The sequence below is a fragment of the Streptomyces venezuelae genome (genome assembly GCF_008642315.1).
GTDB lineage: Bacteria > Actinomycetota > Actinomycetes > Streptomycetales > Streptomycetaceae > Streptomyces > Streptomyces venezuelae_D.
This window is the reverse complement of record NZ_CP029192.1, coordinates 7,966,578-7,987,380: the sequence shown is the minus strand read 5'-3', so window position 1 is coordinate 7,987,380 and position 20,803 is coordinate 7,966,578. Positions and strand designations below refer to the sequence as shown.

Sequence of the window (20,803 nt, the reverse complement as noted above, 5' to 3'; positions counted from 1 at the left end):
GAAGCCGTAAAACCCCGCAGGTCAGCCGGTCGTGGCCGGCCAGCGGATCCGCGTACTGCACGCCGAGACGACCAGCGCCGAGGCCGCGACGGCCGCCAGACCCCACACCAGACTGCTCGCGTGGGCGATGAAACCGATCAGCGGCGGACCGGCCAGCAGACCCGTCGTCCCCATGGCCGCCACCAGGGTCAGCGAGTCCGAGCCCTGTCCCGCCGCGGCCACGTAGACGCACGGGGTGACGGCCGCGATGCCGAGGCCGACACAGGCGAAGCCGAGCAGCGCGGGCACCAGGCCCCCGCTCAGCAGGGCGAGCGCCAGACCCGCCCCGGCCAGCACGCTCCCGGACAGGACGACACGGCCGTCGCCCCAGCGGCTGCGCCACCCGTCGGCGAAGAGGCGGGCGACGACCATCATTCCGGAGACCACGGCGATGCCCAGCGGCGCAAGCTCCGCGGACGCCTCGGCGACGTCCTCCAGATAGAGCGCCGACCAGTCGTTCATGGCGCCCTCGGTGACCGTGCCGAAGGCCATGGCGACGCACATCCACAGCGTCACCCGGGACGGCACCGTCCACCTGGACTTCTTCTTCACCGCCACCGCACCCGCCGCCGCACCCGACTCCTCGCCGGCCGTCTCCGCCTCCGCGGGACGCTCCGTCAGGAGCCCCGTGCGGGCGCAGACCACCAGCAGGAGCAGGAACAGCGCGGCCGCCCCGAAGTGCGCGGCGACCGCCGACGTCACCGCGTTCATGCCGGAGGCGAGCAGCGCCGCCAGCAGCGAACCACCGCTGAACGTGGCGTGCAGGCGGGCCATGGCGTTGCGCTCGTACCGCTTCTCCAGCTCGGCACCCTGCGCGTTCATGGCCACGTTGAGACAGCCCACGAGGACGCCGTCGACGCACATGACCAGCAGCGCCACGGGGTAGTTGGGCGCCCCGGCCAGCGCGAGGAGCAGCAGCGCCAGACAGAGCGCCGAAAGGAGCGCGAGGCGCTGCGAGCCGAGGCGCCGCATCAGGACGGCGACGAGGGGGAACGACACCGCCGCGCCGATGCCGGCGGCCATCAGGAGCACACCGACCTCGGCCGCGGACAGGTCGAGGTCCTCCTTGATGGCCGGGATGCGCGACGCCCAGGTCGCGTACTGGAAGCCGAGCGAGCAGAACAGTGCCGCGATCGCCAACTGGCTCCGATGGAAAGGATCACGCACGCGGAGCACCCGCATCAGCCCACTTCTCTGGTTCGCTCGCCGGTACGGTCGCCGGTCGTGTGGTTCTCGTCGTCGAGGGGCCCGTCGTTCTCGACATGTAGACGGCCGTCGGGCCGTAGCCGACGGGTGGCGGGCCCGGGTGCGCGGTGAAGCCCCGGCCCGCCCAGAACGTCTCGCTGCCGCCCACGGCGACCAGGGAGATCTGCTCGTACCCGTGCGCGCGGGCCGTTGCCATGAGATGGCGCAGGAGGTGCCGGGCGAGACCCCGGTGCCGCAGGTGTTCCGCCACGACGATGTCGTGCAGGTGCAGGTTGCGCGACGGGAGCGTCGCCCCGCGCTCGGGCCCGTCCAGCTCCGGGTACGCGGACTCCGGGTACGGCAGGGCCAGCAGGTAGCCGGCCAACTGCCGTCCGAGGTCCAGCGCGAAGCACGTCCCTGGCGACGCGTCGACCCGGGACTCCAGCGCCTCCCGCCCCTCGGAGAGGCCGAGGGGCGTGTAGGCGCGGGACTCCAGTGCCACGATGCCGGGCCAGTCGCCGTCGGCGATGCGGCGTATGCGTACGACCTCGGTCATGCCGCCTCGCCGTCGATCCAGGTGTACGGAAGCGGGCTGAAGCCGTTGAACCCCTGCGTCATGTAGCTGGTGGCGTACGCGCCGCAGGACATCACCCAGACCGGGTCGCCCGAGGCGAGTCCCCTGGGCACCGGTACGAGGCCGTCCTCGTGCGAGTAGGCGTCGTCGCTGTCGCAGGTGGGGCCCGCGACGACGGCGGGGACGGACTCGGCGTCGCGGTGCGAGGGGAAGACGAGCCGGTACTGCAGCTGGTCCATCTCGTAGAGGCCGTTGAACTTGCCGCAGCTCAGGTACAGCCAGTACTGGCGCTCGCCGTCCGGCCTGCGGCGCGCCGACAGCCGGGAGACGTGGGCGCGGATCGCGCCGTGGTCGGCGACGAGGTAGCGGCCCGGCTCCACGACGAAGCCGAGGTCGTGCCCGGGCAGCGCGCCGAGGCGTGCCATGCCCTCGCGGATGACGGTGAAGATCTTGTCCATCGGCGGTTCGAGGGTTCTGCCGTGCTTGTCGCGGTAGCCGAGCGCGGGCAGGCCGCCGCCGAGGTTGACGTGGTCGAGGGCGATGCCCCGGGCCGCGAGCGCGGTCAGCACGTCGGCGATGCGGTCGAACGCGCCGTTCCAGGCGTCGGCGGTCATCTGCTGGGATCCGACGTGCACGGAGAGGCCGGCGGGCGTGAGCCCCAGGTCGCGTGCCGTCTCCAGGATCGCGAGGGCATCCTCGGGCGAGCACCCGTACTTGTTGCTGAGCCCCCAGAGCGCGCCCTCGCCGGTGGTGGCGAGGCGGCAGAAGACCCGGCTGCCCGGGGCGTGTTCGGCGACCGCGCGCACGTCCTCCAGGCTGTCGGTCGCGAAGTCCCTGATGCCGAGCCGGAACGCGTCGGCGATGTTCCGGTCGGACTTCACGGTGTTGCCGTAGTGCACGCGGTCGATGGGCACGCCCGCCCGCAGCGCCTGCTCCACCTCGATGGGGCTCGCCGCGTCCACGCCGGAGCCGCGCCGCGCGAGGAGGGCGAGCACCTCGTCGACCGGGCAGGCCTTCATGGCGAAGCGGACGGCGACTCCGGGGAGTTCGCGCAGCAGCGTGTCGTACCCCTCCTCGATGCCCGGGAGGTCGAAGACGATCTGGTCCTGCGCGGATGCCGCGAGGGCGTCGAGGAGGGAGGCGCTGTCCGGCCCGTAGGTCGTCGTGGCGTTCACGCGGGGGTTCCCGTCGACGTGAGGGGGCCGATGTCCCGGGCGGCACGCATCAGCGGCTGCCAGGCCTCGGTCAGCAGGGCGAAGTCCTCGATGTCGCCGCGTGCCTCGTCGAGGAGGCGTTCGCGGTGTACGGCCAGGTGGTCGGCGACGTCCGCGTACCGGCCGCCGAGCGTGCGGTGGGCGGCGTCGAGGCGGTCCAGGCGCCGGACGTTCTCCGCCTGGTCGAGCGCGGTGCTCTGCCGGGCGAACCCGGCGATGACGGAAGGGCGCACGTGGCCCTCGCCGTCGAGCAGCTCCTCGCAGGCCTCGGCCATGCGGTCGTAGATGTGGTTGAAGTAGAGCATCGACAGGAGGAACTTCGCGTAGCGCGTCTGGTACGCGAGGAAGCCGGCGTCGGTCCTGCGTTCCCCGGTGTAGTAGTTGACGATGTTGCGGTTGTGCAGGACGCCGGGCAGGCCTGCGTCGTGGACCAGGTGGATGAGGAAGTAGTCGCTGCCGATGGTGTCGGTGGCGGGCGGCAGCGGCACGTGTTCGTGCACGTCGTGGAAGCTGATGTTGCACATGTCGACGCGCATCGGGTCGACGAGGCCTAGGAGGGCGTGGTCGCGCTCGAACGGGTCGGTGCCCGCGCCCCGGAAGGACTCGTCGACCAGCGCCCGCTTCTCGGCGTCGGACCAGTGCTCGGGCGCCCAGAGGCTGACCACGTCGTGGTACACGTCCGGGTCGATGCGCTGGATCTCGCCGATGTCCACGGAGAGTTCCCCGACGAAGGAGCTGCCCACCATCGCCACGCGCCGGTCGGCGTGGTCCGGTTCGAGAGCGCTCTCGGAAACGCCGTGCGCCGCCTCCCGCGCGGGCTTGCCGAGCGACATGAGCTCGTGGTGCACCGGGAAGACGGGCTCGCCGTCGACGCTCTGGTAGCGGCTGTCGGAGTCCCTGCGGTGGACGGACTCGCAGCCCAGCGCGCGGGCGACGAGGAAGGCGCGGTTGGTGCAGGCGCCGTAGGAGAGGCTTTCCGGGAGCATCAGGTCGAGCATCAGCTCGGGCTTGGCGACCTCGGCCCGGTCGATCACGGTGCGCAGGAAGTCGCGCTGTGCCGCCTCGTCGAGGTGGTGCACGACGACGTGCGGCACGTCGGGCAGTGCGGCGACGGCCCGGGTGTGGTCGGCGAACGTGGCGGTGTCCGAGGAGTCCAGGATCAGCAGGTGCGCCTCGACGTCGAAGTGCGCGGCCGCGTACGCCGCCTCCTCGGCGATCGCCGCGATGGTCTGCGGGCAGGACCGGTTGGTGGGAAGGGTCAGGCAGATGCGTCGCATGCGGCTTCCCCGTTCCAGGACTTGAGGCCGAGGAGCTTGGCGCCCAGGTCGTTGAGGGCGGCGGTGCCGTAGCGCAGCGATTCGTGCTTGTGGGCGTCCCCGAGCAGCGTGGCGTTCCACTCCGGGGTGCTCAGGTTGGACCAGGAGTCGATGCGGGAGCGGCGGAGCTCCTCGTGGGACTCCAGGGCGGGCATCATCGAGAGGTACTGGACCGCGCGGACGCCGTCCTTCGAGGTGTTGGGAGCGACGCCGTGGGCCAGCAGGCCGTTCCAGATCAGCAGGTCGCCGGCCTCCAGCTCGGGCCGGACGACGGGCATCTCGTCGCGGTCGATCGCGGGGCGGATGGGGTCGCGGCCGTCCGGCTGGAGCGCCTTCCACCGGTCGAACTGCCGGAACAGCTCGGGGCAGCACTGGAAGCCGCCGTGGTCCTCGCGGGTGTCGTCGAGCGCGATGATGCCCTGCACGCGCTGGGGCAGCACGCCGAGGGTGGTGTCGACGTCCCAGTGGAGGTTGATGTCGAAGCCGCGCTCGGTGGGCGCGATCAGGGAGCGGGAACGGTTCTTGACGTTGGGCGGGTTGAGGTTGAGGCGGTCCAGGGTGACCCAGAGCTCCTCGCAGTCCCATACGTCGACGAAGGCGTCGTAGACCCGCTGCGTCTGGCGGCTGTCCCAGATCAGCTGGTGGTGGTAGGCCTCGACGAAGCCGTAGACGTGCAGCTCGCGGTCGAGGTCGGAGCGCCACTCGCGGTCCTCGTACCAGGTCTCGGGGCGGCCGCGGTCCAGGCCCTGGAACTCCCAGGCGAAGTCGAGGAGGTCCTTGGCGGCCTCGCGGGGGATCGCCTGCTTGACGACTATGTAGCCGTACGTCTGCCAGTGGGCGAAGTCCTCCTCGGAGAGGACGCGCAGGGGCCGGGTCTTCTTGAGGTCGCGCAGCTGGGTCTGGGCCAGGTACGTGTCGGCGTCCGAGCTGAAGTACGGGACGTCGGAGGGGGCTCGATGGAGGTAGCGGTCACTCGCTGACATGTGGTGCTCCAAGGATCGGTTCTCAGCTCCGGCGGCACATCTCCACGCCGGGATCACCAAAATGGACTAGACCAACTCCTCGTGTCAACAATTGAATTGGGCGCCTTGAGGGGCAAAAAAGTGACATTTACCCCCAGTTCACTCGCCCGTCATATGTGGATTCGGCAAAGATCCCGCAGCTCAACTCGGGCCTACTGACAGGTAGTTGGTCCGGACCAAAATAAAAGAGGCGCCACCGTGAACACGGTGACGCCTCCTGAGCCCTGGGGCAGGACGGACCTGCCTCAGGGACCCGCCGTTACTCGTCGATCGCCGCGCCGAACGCCGCGTCCGCGGCCGGCGCCCCGAGCGAGCCCGCGCCGTACGTCCAGGAACCGGCGGCGGTGACCCCGCCGGAGTTCGCGGACAGGACCCACACCACACCGTCCCCGGTGTTCTCGCCGGGAGCGGCCGCGAGGAGCCCGAAGCGGCCGTCGCGGTTCGGGTCGGTGAGCCGCACCTGCGCGCCCCACTTGTCGCCCTTCTCCGCCTCGCCGGGGATGTCCGCGGAGTTCTGGTCGAACGACTTCGCGCCGGTCGCCGTCATCCCGTTCTCCGAGCCGCGGAGCACCCAGACGGCGCCCGCGTCGGCGACCGTCCCGATGTCCTCGCCCGGCGCACCGATCGCGACGTCGGCGTAGCCGTCGCCGTTGGTGTCCGCGACCGACAGGTCGGCGCCCCACCCGTCGCCGCGCTCGGCGACACCCGGCACGCCCTCGGCGTCCTGCGTCCACCACTTGGCCTCGTCCACGAGGCCGTCCTCGGTTCCGTAGCGCACGCCGACCAGACCGCCGGTCATGGTCTCGCCGCCGTCGTCCGGGGACGCAGGCTCGCCGGTCACGAGGTCGTCGTAACCGTCGTTGTTGATGTCCCCGGAGGCCGCGACCGGGCCGCCGCGCAGGTCGTTCTTGTACGTCAGGCCGTCGGCGCCGCCCGCGAACTGCACGGACCAGCCGTGACCGGGCTCGTCCCCGTCGGTGGTTCCGGAGGCGACGAGGTCCGCGTAGCCGTTCTTGTCGTAGTCGCCGGTGGTCAGCGACTTGGACACGATCGCGCTCGCGGCGGCCGACCTGCCGAGCCGCTCGGAGGCCTGGCGGCGCAGCGAGGCCTCGCCCCTGGCCTGCGGCGCGGGCTCGTACACGTAGAGGTCCACGTTGTCCCGGTCGAGGACGGCGAGGAGGTCGCCGGGCGTGTCCGCGGTGAAGTGCGCGGCGGCGAGCCCGAGACCGAACTGCTGGCCCGCGGCCGCTTCCTGGCTCTGCAGCCAGCTGCTCGCGGAGCCGGTGAGCCCCGACTTCGAGCCCCACAGGACGGCGACGCCACCGGCGTCCGCCCCGGCGTCGAGGTCCTCCCCGGGGATGCCGATGACCGCGTCGTCGTACCCGTCGCCGTCGAGGTCGCCGGTGGCGACGGCCTTGCCGAAGTTGTCGCCCGCCTCCGCGGCGCCGGAGACACCGGCCGTCGACTGGCTGAATCTGGCGACGTTGCTGGTGTTGATGCCGCCTGTGGAGCCGTACTGGACCGTGACGAGTCCGGCGCCCTTGGCGCCGCTCACCGTGGCGCCCGGGGCGCCGACCAGGACGTCCTCGTACCCGTCGCCGTTGAAGTCACTGTTGCGGTCGTCGGCGCGGGTACCCCCAGGGGTGCCGGCGAAGGCGGAGGGGGCGGCGGCGATACCGGCCCCGGTCAGCAGAAGGAACGATGCCGCGGCGAGGGCGGCCGAACGGTTCTTGCGCACGAGCGGCTCCTGTGAAGGAAGGTGGCCGGGCAGGCGCGGGGGGTGTCCGGAAAGGGCCCGTTCCTTGTCCGGCGCCCTGTTCGACACGGCATGGGGCGCCAGGGTTGTACCGGGTTCACGATCTGCTTCCGGAGCGTGTGGTCGCAGTTCCCGGAAGCGTCACTTCCATCCGTAGGCGTACGCAGCCACCCAGGTGATCTCCAGCTGCGCGCTGCTGCCCGGTTCGGCGCCCGGTCCCTCCAGGGCGCTCTCGTTCTGCAGGACCCAGGAGAGCGGGCGGTCGGGGACGCCGCGCGTGTCGTGTCCGGTCTCGCGTCCGTCGACGAAGAACCGGACATGGCCGGGCGTCCACTCGGTGGAGACGGTGTGCCATGCGGTCCAGTCCTCGGCGCCGGGGTAGGAGCCCTGTTCGCCTCCGCCGCAGGGGTGGTGGAAGGCCGTGAGGGGGCCGGTCCACTCGCCTTCGGGATGGTCCATCTCGCAGCCGCCGCCGTGGTGCAGCCAGGCCGACTTGTAGCCGGGAGCCGGCTTGGTCACCTTGATGCGGGCGCTGTACTTGCCGTACCGCATCTGCATGACCGCGCGTGGTACCACCGCCGACGCGTGGACGGGCCCTCCGTCGGCGGGCCGCCACATACGGATGCGCATACGGCCGTCGCCGTCCGCCGCAGGCCCCACGCTCACCGTGTCCTCCGGGTGGTAGACGCCCACGACCTCGCGCCCCCGGTCGTTGGCCGTGTCGCGCCAGCCCGTCGGATACGCCCACCAGTTGTCCCGGTACGAACCGTCGAGCCCCGCGCAGAAGGCGGCGGACGTGTCGGCGTGGTGATCGCAGTCGCGGAAGGCGCCGAGCGGCACCCGGTCGCCGTTGAAGTCCTCGGCGAGCACCTGCCAGAACGGTCCGCAGTCACCGACCGGCAGCGTGCTGCCCGCGGTCCGGCAGGCGTCGGCCGACACCGGCGCTCCCCCGGCACTCGGGATGCACAGCAGAGCCCCCAGCAGCGAGACCCCGAGCGCCCCGAACACGACCGGCCGCCGACGCCGCCGTCCGGCCGCAGCATGTGATCCCATCGCGCCGCCTCCGCTCCACGGACGGCCCCACGAGAAGGGCCGCGCCCTGTCGAGGGGGACATCCTCGTGGAGAGACGCAGGTGCCGCCACACGGACGGCGCAACGCTCGTCCTTTGCAGTGCTCTTCGTATGAAGCGCCGATGGGTTGAACGGTCCAGAACGTCAATCGTGCGAGCCTCCCCACGTCTCATTGACCATGTGGGAGCTGATGTGCACGTGACCTTTCCTTCCCTCGTCCGGACCGGAATGAGGTACCTCTGCCTCCTCGGCGTCGTGGCGGGGACGAGCCTGTCGGCCGCGCCCGTCGCCGAGGCCGCCGCGAAGCCCCTGCCCGGCGGCCTCGGCCCCTGCGTGCCGGGCAACTGCCCCGACGGCGACTACCCGCCGATCAACAACGGGGGGATCAAGTACCGCGACAACGGCATCAACATCTATGTGGGCGGGGACTTCCTTGTCCGCGAGAAGGCCTCGGAAGCCGAAGGGCGGGTCGTCGTCCTCGGCGACTTCGACCAGGACAAGGCGGACGGTGTCAGCGGCGTCTACAACATCGGCGAGGCCGGTGTCGGCTCACGGGTGGCACCGCCCGTGGGCGCGGACTGGCTCACCGCGGGCGGCGACGTCACCGTCGGCAGCGGGGAGCGGCTCCTCGCCGAGGACGGCGTGGTGCGGTACGCCAAGGACGCCACCGGCACGATCGTGGGCACCAAGAAGAAGGACCCCGACGCCGCGAAGCCGTACATCCCGCTGCGCGACGAACTGACCGAGGCCAGCCAGTGCTACGCGCACCCCGAGGGCGGCACGCGCACGCCCACCGGGACGGCCACGCACGCGGGTGGCGAGACCCTGTTCCGTGGCGACAACACCTCCATGCTCCAGGTGTTCAACGTCGACTTCGACCTGATGGGCGGCAGCGGCGGCCAGGAGGGCATCCGCTTCGAGGGGATCCCGGACGGCGCCACGATCCTGGTCAACATCCTCGGCACCAAGCGCACCATCAACACCTACAGCGGCACCATCGACGACAGCAGTCAGCTCAACAAGCTCCGCAGCCGCCTGCTGTGGAACTTCCCCGACGCCACCTCGGTGGAGGTCAAGGGCACCGGCCAGTTCCAGGGCAGCGTCCTGGTCGGCAACCAGGCCTCGATGACGACGGTCAGCGTGCCGGGCATGAACGGCCGCTTCTTCACCACGGGCTCGCTCACCCACACCAGCTCGGCTTCGGGCGGCGGCGGCCAGGAGTTCCACAACTATCCCTTCCTCGGCGACCTGCCGGACTGTGCCACCGCACCCACCAGCGGCGAGGTCAAGGTCGTCAAGACCGACGCGGACAGCGGCAAGCCGGTCGCCGGCGCCGAGTTCGAACTCTGGCAGGAGACCAACGGCGACGACGGCCTGCAGACGAGCGGCGACGACCCCGACACGAAGGTCGGCGGCGTCTGCGCCACCGAGAAGCCCGGCGAGTGCGTCCAGACCGTGCCGCTCGGCACGTACTACTGGCGCGAGACCAAGGCCCCCGACGGATACGTGCTGCCGAAGCCTGCGGTCTTCGGACCGCTGGAGCTGACCGCGGCGAACGCCTCCGAAGGAGTGTCCGTCCAGGCCGTCAACAAGAAGAAGCCCTCGGTCAAGAAGGGCGAGGTCAGCGTGGTCAAGAAGGACCAGGACACGGGCAGGCCCCTGTCCGGAGCCGTCTTCCGGCTGTGGCGCGAGACCAACGGCACCGACGGCCTCCAGCAGAAGGGCTCGGACCCCGACACCGCGGTGGGTTCCCCCTGCACGACGACCGACTCCGGCGCCTGCCGCAGGACCGTCGCCGTCGGCACGTACTACTGGGTCGAGACCAAGGCGCCGAATGGGTACGCACTGCCGGACCCGGCGGTCTTCGGGCCGCTCGAACTCACCGCGGGCAACGCCGCACAAGGAGTCTCCGTCGAGGCGCTGAACAGGAAGCACCACCACCCTGGCGCTGTCGGCGAGATCACCGTCCGCAAGAAGGACGAGAAGACGGGCAGGCCGCTGTCCGGCGCCGTCTTCCAGCTGTGGCGCGAGTCCAACGGCAAGGCGGGTCTGCAGTCGTCGGGCGCGGGCCGCGACACCCTCGTCGACCGGGGCTGCGCCACGGACGGCCGTGGCCGGTGCGACTTCGAGGGCCTCGAACTCGGCTCGTACTACCTGAAGGAGACGGCCGTTCCCGATGGCTACGTCCTGCCGTCGAACACCGTCAGCGGCCCGTACAAGGTGACCGCGGGCAACGCCGGGAAGGGCGTCACGGTGACGCTCACCAACCAGCGCGGCGGGGGCAAGAAGGGGAAGTGACCCCCTGAGGGGCCCTTGATGGTCCGCGTTCCGGGCGCGGGTGGCATCAGCCGCCCGTGCCCGGTTTCGTTCCCCAGAGGTAGATGCGGTCGCCCTTCTGCAGCAGGTCGTACAGGCGCCGGGCGTCGTCGACGGCCAGGTTGACGCAGCCGCCGGAGCCGGACGAGAAGAGGTCCGCGCGGGTGCCGTGCAGGGCCTGGCCGCCGTTGAAGAACTGCGCGTACGGCATGGCGACGTGATAGATCGTCGAGTAGTGGTCGCGGTGCTTCAGGTAGATCCGTTGCCAGCCCCGGCGGGTCTCCAGACCGTCCCGGCCGCTGCGCACCGGCACCGGGTCGAAGACCAGCCTGCGCCCGCTCTGCGCCCACAGGATCTGCCGGGACAGGTCCACGCACGTGATCCGGTACGGCTTCACGGGGCAGGCCCGTCGTCGCGCGGGATCGCGCCGGATCTGGTCCGCGACGAGGAAGCGGTAGGTCCGCAGCGTGGCCCTGCCGTCCGCGGGCCGGACGCCGAGCCGCTGCTGGAGCCGTTTGATCGCCGCGCAGTCGGCGGCGGACTGCCGCCCGTCGACGGGGAGCCGCAGCTCACGCTCCAGTTCGCGCTGGTAGGGGGCGGTGCCTGCCCGGCACGCCGGGCCCTGGGCGGGCCCGGGAGGCGCCGCGTACGACGCGGGGACGGCCAATGACAGTGCGGCGATCGCCGGAAGGAGCCAACGCATCGCACCAGCTTCACCCGTGCGCCGCCGCTCCCCCGGCGACACGACCCGACCATCCCACGATTGCTCCGAACAGGGCCCCGGGCCGCCGCCTCGCAACCCTGTCGCAACGTACCGGAGGGCAGAGTCCCGCCATGGACCGTCATGAGACGAAGGACTCCGGGGGCGAGGTCCCCCGGGTGGAGCTCACCCCCGCCGCGGCCCGGCTCCTGCGGACGTTGCGGGAGGCACACGGGCCGCTGATGTTCCATCAGTCCGGCGGCTGCTGCGACGGCAGCGCCCCCATGTGCTACCCGGACGGCGAGTTCCGTACCGGCCAATCCGACGTCCACCTCGCGTCGCTGACGGTCGAAGGGGTGGCCGAGCCCGTAGCGTTCTGGATGTCGAAGAGCCAGTACGAGCTGTGGAGCCACACCCGGCTGATCGTGGACGTCGTGCCGGGGCGGGGCAGCGGCTTCTCACTGGAGGCCCCGGAAGGCGTACGTTTCCTGATCCGTTCCCGGCTCGTCGGAACGTAGCCACCGGCGTCTGGTGAACTCCTCTGGCTGCTGCGACAGTTGGTTCGCTGCCCGGTCGACAACCAGGGGGATCTGTGACTCGCCAGAAGCTACGCGGTGGACGGTTCAGAACGGCCCTGACCCTTGTCACGACGCTCGGCATGCTGGCCGGCGCGGCTCTCACGGGAGCGGCGCCGGCCGCTGTCGCTGTCGGGGGTGAGAAGCGCGCGTCGGGGCCGGTCGCGCCGGGCGTGGAGTATCGATACTTCGACGTGGCGGGATCGCACGGCACGGCCCGCGTGCACGTCCTCGATGTCGATCTGCGCGACCCCCGCACCAGCGTGGGACTGCTCTATCCGGGGAAGGTCGCCGCGCGTGCGCCCGTCTCCGCGCTCGCGGACGGTGCTGGCGCGGTCGGCGGCATCAACGGCGACTTCTTCAACATCACCGAGACGCAGCACCCCGGCGTCGAGGCGACCGGCGCGCCCGTCGGTCCCGCGATCACGGGCGGGCACGTCCTCAAGGGCGCCGTGCCGAACGGGCAGCGGTTCGGGCCCGCGATGCCGCCGGGCGTGACCACCGAGGCCGTCCTCGGTGTCGGGTACGACCGCAAGGCCCGCCTGGACAGCCTCACCCTGGACGGGCGGATCCGCAGCCGGGAGGGCCGTCTCCCGCTGGGCGGACTGAACCAGTACGCGCTGCCGGTGGGCTCCGTCGGCGCGTTCACCAGCGACTGGGGCTCCGTGTCACGGGTGCGGGCGACCTGCGGCACCGACACGAGCCGCGGCGCGCCGTGCAGCACGGACACCCACGAGGTGACGGTGCGCGGGGGACGCGTGGTGGCGTCGGCCGACACGCCGGGCACGGGGCCGATCGCCCGCGGCACCACCGTGCTGGTGGGCCGCGAGGCGGGCGCGCAGGAGCTGCGGAAGCTGTCGACGGGTGACTGGGTGCACGTCAGGCACCGCCTGGTGGCGTCCGAGTCGCGCGTGCCGCTCCGCTTCGCTCTCGGCGGCTACCCCGTGCTCCGGGGCGGCGAGCCGCTGCCCGGTCTCGACGGGACCACGTCGGCGGTGCGGACCGCCGCGGGGATCTCCGACAGCGGCCGCCGCCTGCTGCTCCTGTCGCTCGACGGGTCGCCGGAGTTCCGGGCGGGCCTGACGATCGCCGAGATGGCGCGGGTCCTTCAGGAGCTGGGCGCGCGGGACGGCTTCAGCCTGGACGGCGGCGGCTCCTCCACGCTGGTCTCCGCCACGTCCACGCTGGTCGCGCGGCTCCCGGGCGCCGAGGCCGTGACGGTGCGCAACAACCCCAGCGGGGGGATCGAGCGGCCCGTACCGAACGGCATCGGCGTGTTCTCCCGTACCTGAACCGATCGCTCACCCGCCGTCCCGCACCGCCACGAGCCCGTTGAAGGCGCCCACGTAGGCCGTCCCGTCGGGCCCCAGGGTCACGGGTGCCCAGTTGTTGTCGTACGCGATGCCCGTGCCGGCGAGCCGCTTCCAGCGGGTGTCGCCGGTGCGGAAGTCGACGGCCGTCAGGTACCACGCGTCGATGCCGAGCCGGTTGGGCTCCTTCGTATAGAAGTACAGGAGGCCGTTGGCGGTGGACAGTTTGGGCACCGTGGACGGGGAGCGTTCGGCGCTCTCCCAGACGGTGTCGCAGCCGGTGCCGTCCGCGCGCACGTCGATCCTGGTGACGCCGCCGACGACGCTGCGGCCGAGGGTGAGCGAGGTGATGTTCTCGTAGCCGTAGTTGTTCTCGACGACGAGGCTGTCGCCCCAGGTGATCAGCGAGTTGTCGGTGGTGGAGGCGCCGGAGCCGAAGACGGGGACCTTGCAGACGAGCCGCTCGTCGTCCGGCACGTCGGCGCCGCGGCGGTAGACGAGGACGTTCATGCGGTCGTCGGCGTTGTCGGTGATCGCCACATAGTCGTCGTGCGCGCCGAAGAGGTCGGGCGTCGTGCCGGAACCCTGGTTGACGGAGCCGGGCTTGGTGCCGGTGCCGCGGTCGTACGTCTGGCGCCAGAGGGCCTTCGGGGTGCCGTCGGCGGTGGCCCGGAAGGTGTAGAGGGCGTGGTCGGAGACGATCGAGACGCCGTCGTCGGCGACGGAGAACGAGTTCTGGATCTCCTCGCCGTCGAGGCGGACGGAGCGGATGTCGCCGGACTTCGGGTCGACTGTCCCGATGCGGCCCTGCCGGGTCACCCACCAGATGCGCCCGTCCCAGTCGGGCATCACCGACGTGACGGGGTCGCACTCGCCGCTCGGGTACAGGTTGGTCCAGCTCACGCAGTCGTGCGGGACGTGGTCCGTCAGGTCCCACTCCTTGTCGACGACGAAGCGCCAGCCGCCGTCCGCGGTCCGCTCGTGCGCGAGCCGCACGATGTGCTGGCGCGAGTCGGCCAGGACGAGCCGGTCCTCGTTGTCGAGGTACGAATAGGCGCCGCCCGACGTGTCCTTGAAGATCTTCGAGAAGTCGAGGCGGGTGATGGCCTCGACGGTCGAGGGCCGCTGCGGCAGCTTGTACTCGGCGAGCGTGTCCAGCGTCTTCGGGTCGAGCAGCTTGACCAGGAATCCGGTGAACGTGCCGCACACGGTGACGATGCGCCCGTCGCGGTCGAAGGTGACGGTCGCGCACTCGCCGCCGAGCGCCGCCATCTTCTCGCTGTCGACGACGGGCCGCTTCCCGAGCGGCCCGCTCCAGGGGTACGTTCCGCTGCCGGCCGCGTCGGCGTGCATGCCGCTGCGGCCGTTGGCGGCGAGGTACGGGTGCTGGGGCGGTGGGGTGCCGGGCAGCGGGCGGGCCTCGGCGGGCGCGCCCTGGTACTGCTCGACGAGCCGGTGCCCGGGGGCGTTGGGTATCTCGTCGGCGTACGCGGGAACCGCGAGGGACACGGTCAGGGCCACGACACCGGCGGGAACGATGCGGCGCAGTCTGCTGGACATGCGCCGAAACTAGAGGGCGCCTCTACAACTGTCCATGACACGTAGTCAGTTGTTCATGAAACAGCAAGACTGGCCGACGCCAGGGCCACGTCCGTGGCCACCCTCACGGCCGGATCGAACTGACGATGTCGGCGGTGGCCGTGAGTCCGTCGTGGATGGTCGGCGCCATGCTCGTGCTCGCCAGATAGAACCCGAGGAGTCCGCAGACGATGGCGTGCGAGACCTTCAGCGCCCCGTTGCGCAGGAAGACCACCGCGAGGATCACGAGCAGCAGCACGACAGAGATCGAAACAGCCATGGGAAGTACCTCCTCCGCCACGTGGAACCGCGGCTTCCGGCCGTCAGTCTGGCGTAGCGGAGGGAGCGTCCGGGCGTCTGACCTGTGCTCCGAACGGGTGCTAGTTGCGCGAGGGTTGCTCCTCGAAGATCATCCGCGGTGTGCGTCGAGGAACGCCTCGAGTCCCGCGAGGTCATCGGTGTTGAGGTGATCGACCCCGGCGTCGAGCAGCTCGCCCCACACCGCTTCGCGCTGCGCCCCCGGCAGGTCGGGCGTGGCCCAGAACCGCACGCGCTGACGGCGCGCATGGGCGGCGGAGACGATGCCGCGCAGCTTCTCACGCTCGGTCGCAGGCATGGGCCCGACGCCCTGCCAGCCGAAGTTGAGGGACCAGTTGTCGCTGATCAGCGGGATGAGCGAGGCGCTCGCGGGCCCACCGAGATCGGCGAGCCGCCCGTCATAGAAGGCATGCCGCACCCGCTGCGCCTCCATCGGCCCGCGCGCCGCCCGGTCCCCGGAGACGACGGCGGTGACGGCACCACGGCGCACTTTCCCGTGGCTGTACGACGTGAAGAGGTGCCGGTAGCGCCGCAGATGGCGGTGGAGCTCGGCGTACGTCGAGGCGCCCTCGGTCTTGATGTCGATGAGCAGCTGGAAGGGAACACGGTGATACCCCCGGTACACGGACCCGTGCTGAGCGCGCACGCGGGCGGCAAGCGGCTCCAGGTAGAGCGACTCCAGGGTCCGCCTGGGGTCGAGGTCCACCGGGTCGTGCGCGACGAGCAGCTGCCCGTCGACGAGATAGATGTCGGCCTCGACGCTGCCGAAGCGGTGGTCGAGCGCGTCGAAGAGCGGCCGAGGGTGTTCGTAGTCGTTGTGCGCGTGGGCGCGGAACAGGGGCCTGGGCCGGTGACCACCTCCGGTCGCGTGCGCATAGGAGGGCATCGCGACGCCGCCGACGAGGGCGGCTCCGAAGGTGGTGAGGGCTCTGCGACGGGTGGTGAGGGTCATGTCTGCCTCCCGGGGCGAGTGGGAACGGGGCGTCGCTGTACGACGACGGGCGGGACCACAGTGAGTATGGGGTCCCGCCCGGCCCAGGAAACTCCGCCCGTAAGGGAGTTGGCTCTATCGACTCCGTGCGTTCACGGGCGGTCCGCGAGCGCGTCCGGGTTCGCGCAGTGGGCGAGTGGTTCGCCGCGGAGGTAGCGGGCGACCTCGGATGCCACGATTCGGGCCGCCTTGTGGGCCACCTCTTGGCTGCCGCCCGCGATGTGTGGGGTCATGACGATGCCGGGGGTCTTCAGGAGGCGGGAGTCGGCGGGGACGGGTTCTGTGGGGTAGACGTCGAAGGCGGCGCCGGCGAGTTGGCCGGCGTCGAGGGCGTCGCAGACCGCTTCGTAGTCGAGGAGGGCGCCGCGGGCGCAGTTGACGAGGACGGAGCCGCGCGGCATGCGGGCGATCTGTTCGGCGCCGATCATGCCCTTGGTCTCGTCGGTCACGCGCGCGTGCAGGGAGACGATGCGGGAGCGGGTCAGCAGGTCGTCGAGGGAGACCTGCTCGGCGACGCCGGTCAGCAGGTCCGGGCGTACGTAGGGGTCGTGGACCAGGACGTGGGCGCCCAGGGCGACCAGGACCTTGGCGACGCGGCTGCCGATGGCGCCGTAGCCGACGAGGCCGACGGTGGCGCCCTCGATCTCGATGCCGCAGTTGTCGTAGTCGTAGTAGTCGCCGCGCCAGATGCCCGAGCGCAGGTCGGTGTGGGTGTCGCCGACGCCGCGTGCGGCGGCGAGGAGCAGGGTGAGGGTGTGTTCGGCGGTGGCGACGGCGTTGCGTCCGGGGGCGTAGCAGACGGCGACGCCGTGGCGGGTGGCCGCCTCCAGGTTGGCGTTGACCGGGCCGCCCCTGCTGACGCACATCAGCTTCAGGTCGGGGCAGTTGGCGAGGATGCGCTCGGTGAGGGGTGCCATCTGCGTGACGCACACCTCGACGCCCTGGAGCGCCTCGATGAGCTCGTCCTCGGTGCCGGACGCCTCGACGACCTCGGCGACGGGCCCGAAGGGCGTGTGCGGCCAGGGCAGCGTGAGTTCCCGTACGGCGACGGTGTCGTCGCTGTCGGAGGTGGCCGCGCGGACCTCGTCGGCGAGCAGGCGGGGCAGGACGAAGTGGTCGCCGGCGGCGAGGACGGTGGTGCTCATGAGGGGGTTCCTTCGTGGGTGGGGGCGGCCGTGGTCGGCGCGTTGAGGCGCAGGAGTGACATCCGGCCGCCGCGCAGCCGCAGTTCGGTGAGGGCGCCGTTGTGGAGTGCGGGGAAGACCCGTCGGTAGTCGGCGAGCGGTATGCCCAGCTGGTGGCAGAGGACGAGGCGGACGAGGGTGGAGTGGGCGACCACCAGGACGCGGCCTTCGGGGTGGGCGACGGCGAGGTCGTGCAGGGCCTCGCTCCCGCGCTCGGCCGCCGCGCGCGGGTCCTCGCCACCGGGCAGGTGGTGGGCGACCGGGTCGCGGAGGAACGCGGCGAGTTCCTCGGGGAAGCGGTCGCGCATCTCGTCCCGGGTGAGTCCGTCCCCGCGTCCGAAGTCCAGCTCCAGGAGGCGTTCGTCGACGAGGGGTGTCAGGCCGAGCGCCTCGGCGGCGGGCTCCGCGGTCAGCCGGGCGCGGCTCAGCGGGGAGCTGACCACGGCGTCGATGCGTTCTCCCGCGGCCCACGCGCCGAGTGCGGCGGCCTGGCGGCGGCCGTGCGGGGTGAGCTCCACGTCGGTGCGCCCCGCATAGCGGTTGCCGTCGTGCCAGACGGTCTCCCCGTGGCGTACGAGGACGAAGTCGGTCACTGGTCTTCCCTTTCGCGTTCCTGGGTGCCGGGATTCCGGCGGGCGCGTTCCCGCGCGTGTGCGACGACGGTTCCGTCCAGCCAGCCCCGGCGGGCCAGCTCGTCGACGAAGGCGAGGTAGACGGGTGTCCAGCGGGCGGTGCGCACCGGGTCGGGGAGGATCTCCTCGCCGGTGCGGACCATGGCGGCCACCGCGTCCCGTACGCCGACGCCCGCCGAGGTCGCGGCGAGGACCGCCATGCCGACGGCGCCCTCGGCCTGTTCGGGGACGCGCACGGGCCTGCCGAGGACGTCGGCGCGCAGCCCGCTCCAGTACCGGTTGCGGGCGCCGCCCCCGGTGAGCGTGAGCGGTCCGTCGACGGGCGCGCCGATCAGGTCGAGGTAGTCGAAGCAGAGCCGTTCGACGCAGGCGACGCCGAGGAGGTGGGCGTGGAGGCGCTCGGCCTCGTCGGCGGGGTCGCCGAGGACGAACGGCCGGGCGTCCGGGGCGCGGAAGGGGAAGCGTTCGCCTCCGGCGGAGACCAGCGGGTAGGCGACCGCGTCGGACGTGCACCGGCTCGCGAGGGCGGTGAGTGCGTCCAGGTCGGCGTCCGGGAACTCGCGGGCGAGGACGCCCGCGCCGCTGCTGGAGGCGCCGCCCGGCAGCCAGGTGTCACCGGGCCCCCGGTGGCAGTAGACGACGCCTCCGGGGTCGCGCACCAGATGGGGGCTGGTGCCCTTGAAGACGAGCGTGGTGCCGAGCACGGAGTTCCAGGCGCCCGGGGCGAGGGCGCCCGCGCCGATCTGCGCGGCGCACCCGTCGGTCATGCCCGCGACGATCGCGGTGCCTTCGGGGATGCCGGTCGCGTCGGCAGCCGCCGCGCAGACGGTGCCGAGGAGGCTTCCGGGACGTATGACATCGGGCAACAGGGCACGCGGGACGGCGAGTTCGTCGAACACGCCGTCCGGCCAGCGTTCCTCGGCGAGGTGGTAGCCGGTCTTCAGGGCGTGGCTGGCGTCGCTCGGCACCTGGTGGCCCGCGAGCCGCCAGGTGATCAGGTCGGGCTGGTGCAGCAGCCGGACCCCCGTGCCGGCCGCCGCGGGTTCGTGGTCGAGGAGCCAGAGCAGTTTGGGCAGCGCCCAGGACGGCTGCATGGAGCGGTAGCCGAGCTCGTGCCAGACGGCGGCGCCCGCCTCGTTGGCGCGGGCGGCCTGTCCGGCGGCGCGCCCGTCGTCGTACATGAGACCCGGCGTGAGCGGGGCGCCGGAGGCGTCGGCGAGCAGGATGGTCCCCGATGTGCCGTCGATGGCGAGGCCACGGACGCGGTCGGCGTCGATGCCGGACAGGGCGTCGCGGCAGGCGGCGGCGAGCGCGTCCCACCACTGCTCGGGGTCCTGTTCGTGGCGGGTTCCCTCGCGGCGGCTGGTGAGGGGTCTGGACGCGGTGGCCAGCACGTGGCCCGTGGAGTCGACGGCGACGCAGCGGGCGCTCTGGGTGCCGAGGTCGAGGCCGAGCCAGACGGCGTCGGGGGGCAGTTGCTCAGGCACGGGGGGCTCCTTGATCATGTGCCGCTTCCGGTCCCCTGCGGGGGCCGGGCAAGGGGGTGGCGGTCGCGGTCCAGCCCGCTTCGCGGGCCAGGCCGCGCCACCTCAGGAACGACTCGTACAGCTCCGCGTAGTAGGCGGATCGCTCCGGATCGGGTTCCCAACTGGTGCGCATCCGTACGTATTTGGCGGCGGCGCTGTGCATGCTGGACTCGGCGCCGCTGAGCACGAGCCCGGTGAGGAAGGCGCCCTTGGCGCCGAGTTCGGTGTCGCCGGAGCGGGCCGTCGGCACGCCGGTCGCGTCCGCGATGAGCGCGCACCACTCGGCGCTGTTGGCCCCGCCGCCGCACAGCCGCAGCTCCGTGACGGAGGTGCGCGAGGCGACGAGCGAGTCGCGCAGGACGAGGGAGAGTCCGTCGAAGACGGCGCGGGCCAGGTCCGCGCGGGTGTGTTCGAGGGAGAGTCCCCAGAACGAGCCGCGGGCGCGCGGGTCGAGGAACGGTGCCCGCTCCCCCGCCGGGGAGAGGTAGGGCAGGAACATCAGGCCTCGGGCGCCGGGTCCGGAGTCGCCGAAGGCCAGCTCGGCGAGTTCCGGCGGTCCGTCGACGCGCAGGGTTCGCGCCGCCCAGTTGAGGACTTCCGCGCCGTTGAGGGTGGGGAAGGCGCGCAGGACGCGTTCGCGGCCGCGGTAGGCGATGTTGATGCCGGAGGGTTCGCCGCTCGTGTCGACGTCCTTGCGGACGATCTCGGTGCACAGGGTGGTGCCGAGGATGCCGCACGCCTGGCCGGGGTTGACGACGCCGGCGCCGCGGGCGGTGGAGGCGATGTCGTACGGCGCCATGACGACGGGGAGCCCGGCGGGCAGTCCGAGCTGGGCGGCCGCCTCCGAGGTGATCTCGCTGATGCGCTCGTGCTCGCCGAGGACCTCGGGAAGGAGCCGGGCGTAGGAGGTGAGGCCGAACAGGGCGACGATCTGAGGGTCGTAGTCGCCGGTGGCGTGGTCGAGGAAGGGTGCGGAGGCGTCGGACTCGTCCGTGGCGGTGACTCCGGTCAGGCGCAGGAACAGCCAGCCCGCGGCGGTGAGCGAGGCGGCGGAGTGCGCCAGGCGCTGCGGGTCGTGGGAGCCGAGCCAGCTGAAGATCGCGTTGGGCATGCCGCTGCAGGTGAGGGAGCCGTTGCGGCGGTAGGCCTCTTCGAGGACGCCTTCGCGCTCCCAGCGGGTGAGGATGTCGCCCGCGCGGCCGTCGGACCAGAGGATGGCGGGTCCGGTGGGGCGTCCCGCGGCGTCGACGAGCCAGGCGCCGTCGCCCTGCGCGGTGAACGCCACGAGCCAGACGGGGTCGGTGATCTCCGACAGGGCGTTGCGGACGGTGTAGACGACGGCGTTCCACACGGTGTCCATGTCCTGCTCGGCCCACCCGGGGTGGCGGCGCTGCACCTCGGTGGCGAGGCGGGAGACGGCGAGTTCGTTGCCCTGGTCGTCGAAGACCACGGACTTGATCATCGTGGTGCCGACGTCGATGGCGAGTACCGACATG

18 protein-coding genes are annotated in these 20,803 nt (G+C 71.8%); 3 read left to right on the top strand and 15 right to left on the bottom strand.

The window, feature by feature from the left end; all coding sequences use genetic code 11:
* Positions 1–21 precede the first annotated feature (21 nt).
* The 7 genes from DEJ48_RS35320 to DEJ48_RS35290 form a co-directional block, all read right to left on the bottom strand.
* A complete protein-coding gene (locus DEJ48_RS35320; protein ID WP_190537784.1) occupies positions 22–1,221 on the bottom strand; it encodes an MFS transporter in 1,200 nt (399 codons plus the stop codon).
* The gene (locus DEJ48_RS35315) at positions 1,199–1,780 is read right to left on the bottom strand and encodes a GNAT family N-acetyltransferase (RefSeq protein WP_150220188.1); all 582 of its coding nucleotides are present in this window, start codon (positions 1,778–1,780) and stop codon (positions 1,199–1,201) included. The genes DEJ48_RS35320 and DEJ48_RS35315 overlap by 23 nt, the downstream gene beginning before the upstream one ends.
* Positions 1,777–2,973 carry a type III PLP-dependent enzyme gene (locus tag DEJ48_RS35310; protein WP_150220187.1) on the bottom strand — a complete coding sequence of 399 codons (1,197 nt, stop codon included), beginning with the start codon at positions 2,971–2,973 and terminating at the stop codon, positions 1,777–1,779. The genes DEJ48_RS35315 and DEJ48_RS35310 overlap by 4 nt, the downstream gene beginning before the upstream one ends.
* The gene (locus DEJ48_RS35305) at positions 2,970–4,289 is read right to left on the bottom strand and encodes a DUF6271 family protein (RefSeq protein WP_150220186.1); all 1,320 of its coding nucleotides are present in this window, start codon (positions 4,287–4,289) and stop codon (positions 2,970–2,972) included. Before DEJ48_RS35305 ends, DEJ48_RS35310 begins: the two co-directional genes overlap by 4 nt.
* A complete protein-coding gene (locus tag DEJ48_RS35300; protein WP_150220185.1) occupies positions 4,271–5,311 on the bottom strand; it encodes a phytanoyl-CoA dioxygenase family protein in 1,041 nt (346 codons plus the stop codon). The genes DEJ48_RS35305 and DEJ48_RS35300 overlap by 19 nt, the downstream gene beginning before the upstream one ends.
* A gap of 298 nt (positions 5,312–5,609) precedes the next feature.
* Complete coding sequence (locus tag DEJ48_RS35295) at positions 5,610–7,088, bottom strand: integrin alpha (protein WP_150220184.1); 1,479 nt, start codon at positions 7,086–7,088, stop codon at positions 5,610–5,612.
* A 159-nt stretch (positions 7,089–7,247) separates the two neighbouring features.
* Positions 7,248–8,159, bottom strand: a complete 912-nt coding sequence (locus DEJ48_RS35290; protein WP_150220183.1) for a glycoside hydrolase family 16 protein — start codon at positions 8,157–8,159, stop codon at positions 7,248–7,250.
* 216 nt (positions 8,160–8,375) lie between these two features.
* On the opposite strand from DEJ48_RS35290, the gene DEJ48_RS40560 reads away from it, so the two are divergent.
* On the top strand, positions 8,376–10,475 hold the full coding sequence (locus DEJ48_RS40560; protein ID WP_223832306.1) for a choice-of-anchor A family protein: 2,100 nt from the start codon (positions 8,376–8,378) through the stop codon (positions 10,473–10,475).
* Positions 10,476–10,521: 46 nt separating this feature from the next.
* On the opposite strand, the gene DEJ48_RS35275 is transcribed toward DEJ48_RS40560, so the two are convergent.
* Positions 10,522–11,196, bottom strand: coding sequence for a L,D-transpeptidase (locus DEJ48_RS35275; RefSeq protein ID WP_150220181.1), 675 nt, complete (start codon positions 11,194–11,196; stop codon positions 10,522–10,524).
* Between the two features lie 131 nt (positions 11,197–11,327).
* Here DEJ48_RS35275 and DEJ48_RS35270 point away from each other — a divergent pair, with 131 nt between their 5' ends.
* Both DEJ48_RS35270 and DEJ48_RS35265 read left to right on the top strand, forming a co-directional pair.
* Positions 11,328–11,711 (top strand): DUF779 domain-containing protein, encoded by a 384-nt coding sequence (locus DEJ48_RS35270; RefSeq protein ID WP_150220180.1) that lies wholly within the window; start codon positions 11,328–11,330, stop codon positions 11,709–11,711.
* 140 nt (positions 11,712–11,851) lie between these two features.
* Positions 11,852–13,060 carry a phosphodiester glycosidase family protein gene (locus tag DEJ48_RS35265; protein ID WP_150221587.1) on the top strand — a complete coding sequence of 403 codons (1,209 nt, stop codon included), beginning with the start codon at positions 11,852–11,854 and terminating at the stop codon, positions 13,058–13,060.
* A gap of 9 nt (positions 13,061–13,069) precedes the next feature.
* On the opposite strand, the gene DEJ48_RS35260 is transcribed toward DEJ48_RS35265, so the two are convergent.
* The 7 genes from DEJ48_RS35260 to DEJ48_RS35230 form a co-directional block, all read right to left on the bottom strand.
* On the bottom strand, positions 13,070–14,638 hold the full coding sequence (locus DEJ48_RS35260; RefSeq protein ID WP_150220179.1) for a hypothetical protein: 1,569 nt from the start codon (positions 14,636–14,638) through the stop codon (positions 13,070–13,072).
* A gap of 103 nt (positions 14,639–14,741) precedes the next feature.
* Positions 14,742–14,936 (bottom strand): hypothetical protein, encoded by a 195-nt coding sequence (locus DEJ48_RS35255; RefSeq protein ID WP_150220178.1) that lies wholly within the window; start codon positions 14,934–14,936, stop codon positions 14,742–14,744.
* A gap of 129 nt (positions 14,937–15,065) precedes the next feature.
* Positions 15,066–15,926 carry a phosphatidylinositol-specific phospholipase C/glycerophosphodiester phosphodiesterase family protein gene (locus DEJ48_RS35250; RefSeq protein WP_150220177.1) on the bottom strand — a complete coding sequence of 287 codons (861 nt, stop codon included), beginning with the start codon at positions 15,924–15,926 and terminating at the stop codon, positions 15,066–15,068.
* Positions 15,927–16,057: 131 nt separating this feature from the next.
* Positions 16,058–17,110 carry a 2-hydroxyacid dehydrogenase gene (locus DEJ48_RS35245; protein WP_150220176.1) on the bottom strand — a complete coding sequence of 351 codons (1,053 nt, stop codon included), beginning with the start codon at positions 17,108–17,110 and terminating at the stop codon, positions 16,058–16,060.
* Positions 17,107–17,742, bottom strand: a complete 636-nt coding sequence (locus DEJ48_RS35240) for a histidine phosphatase family protein (protein ID WP_150220175.1) — start codon at positions 17,740–17,742, stop codon at positions 17,107–17,109. The genes DEJ48_RS35245 and DEJ48_RS35240 overlap by 4 nt, the downstream gene beginning before the upstream one ends.
* Positions 17,739–19,286: an FGGY-family carbohydrate kinase gene (locus tag DEJ48_RS35235; RefSeq protein WP_150220174.1), complete on the bottom strand. Its 1,548-nt coding sequence runs from the start codon at positions 19,284–19,286 to the stop codon at positions 17,739–17,741. The genes DEJ48_RS35240 and DEJ48_RS35235 overlap by 4 nt, the downstream gene beginning before the upstream one ends.
* Entirely contained in the window at positions 19,261–20,802 is a 1,542-nt protein-coding gene (locus tag DEJ48_RS35230) for an FGGY-family carbohydrate kinase (RefSeq protein WP_150220173.1), read from the bottom strand. The genes DEJ48_RS35235 and DEJ48_RS35230 overlap by 26 nt, the downstream gene beginning before the upstream one ends.
* Position 20,803 lies beyond the last annotated feature (1 nt).

What these genes read in the sequence shown, in the direction of transcription:
- DEJ48_RS35235 (WP_150220174.1), bottom strand. Translation starts at nt 19,286, where the DNA reads ATGATCAAGGAGCCCCCCGTGCCTGAGCAACTGCCCCCCGACGCCGTC.
- DEJ48_RS35275 (WP_150220181.1), bottom strand. Translation starts at nt 11,196, where the DNA reads ATGCGTTGGCTCCTTCCGGCGATCGCCGCACTGTCATTGGCCGTCCCC.
- DEJ48_RS35300 (WP_150220185.1), bottom strand. Translation starts at nt 5,311, where the DNA reads ATGTCAGCGAGTGACCGCTACCTCCATCGAGCCCCCTCCGACGTCCCG.
- DEJ48_RS35250 (WP_150220177.1), bottom strand. Translation starts at nt 15,926, where the DNA reads ATGACCCTCACCACCCGTCGCAGAGCCCTCACCACCTTCGGAGCCGCC.
- DEJ48_RS35245 (WP_150220176.1), bottom strand. Translation starts at nt 17,110, where the DNA reads ATGAGCACCACCGTCCTCGCCGCCGGCGACCACTTCGTCCTGCCCCGC.
- DEJ48_RS35255 (WP_150220178.1), bottom strand. Translation starts at nt 14,936, where the DNA reads ATGGCTGTTTCGATCTCTGTCGTGCTGCTGCTCGTGATCCTCGCGGTG.
- DEJ48_RS35265 (WP_150221587.1), top strand. Translation starts at nt 11,852, where the DNA reads ATGCTGGCCGGCGCGGCTCTCACGGGAGCGGCGCCGGCCGCTGTCGCT.
- DEJ48_RS35305 (WP_150220186.1), bottom strand. Translation starts at nt 4,289, where the DNA reads ATGCGACGCATCTGCCTGACCCTTCCCACCAACCGGTCCTGCCCGCAG.
- DEJ48_RS35260 (WP_150220179.1), bottom strand. Translation starts at nt 14,638, where the DNA reads ATGTCCAGCAGACTGCGCCGCATCGTTCCCGCCGGTGTCGTGGCCCTG.
- DEJ48_RS35290 (WP_150220183.1), bottom strand. Translation starts at nt 8,159, where the DNA reads ATGGGATCACATGCTGCGGCCGGACGGCGGCGTCGGCGGCCGGTCGTG.
- DEJ48_RS35320 (WP_190537784.1), bottom strand. Translation starts at nt 1,221, where the DNA reads ATGCGGGTGCTCCGCGTGCGTGATCCTTTCCATCGGAGCCAGTTGGCG.
- DEJ48_RS35230 (WP_150220173.1), bottom strand. Translation starts at nt 20,802, where the DNA reads ATGTCGGTACTCGCCATCGACGTCGGCACCACGATGATCAAGTCCGTG.
- DEJ48_RS35315 (WP_150220188.1), bottom strand. Translation starts at nt 1,780, where the DNA reads ATGACCGAGGTCGTACGCATACGCCGCATCGCCGACGGCGACTGGCCC.
- DEJ48_RS35270 (WP_150220180.1), top strand. Translation starts at nt 11,328, where the DNA reads ATGGACCGTCATGAGACGAAGGACTCCGGGGGCGAGGTCCCCCGGGTG.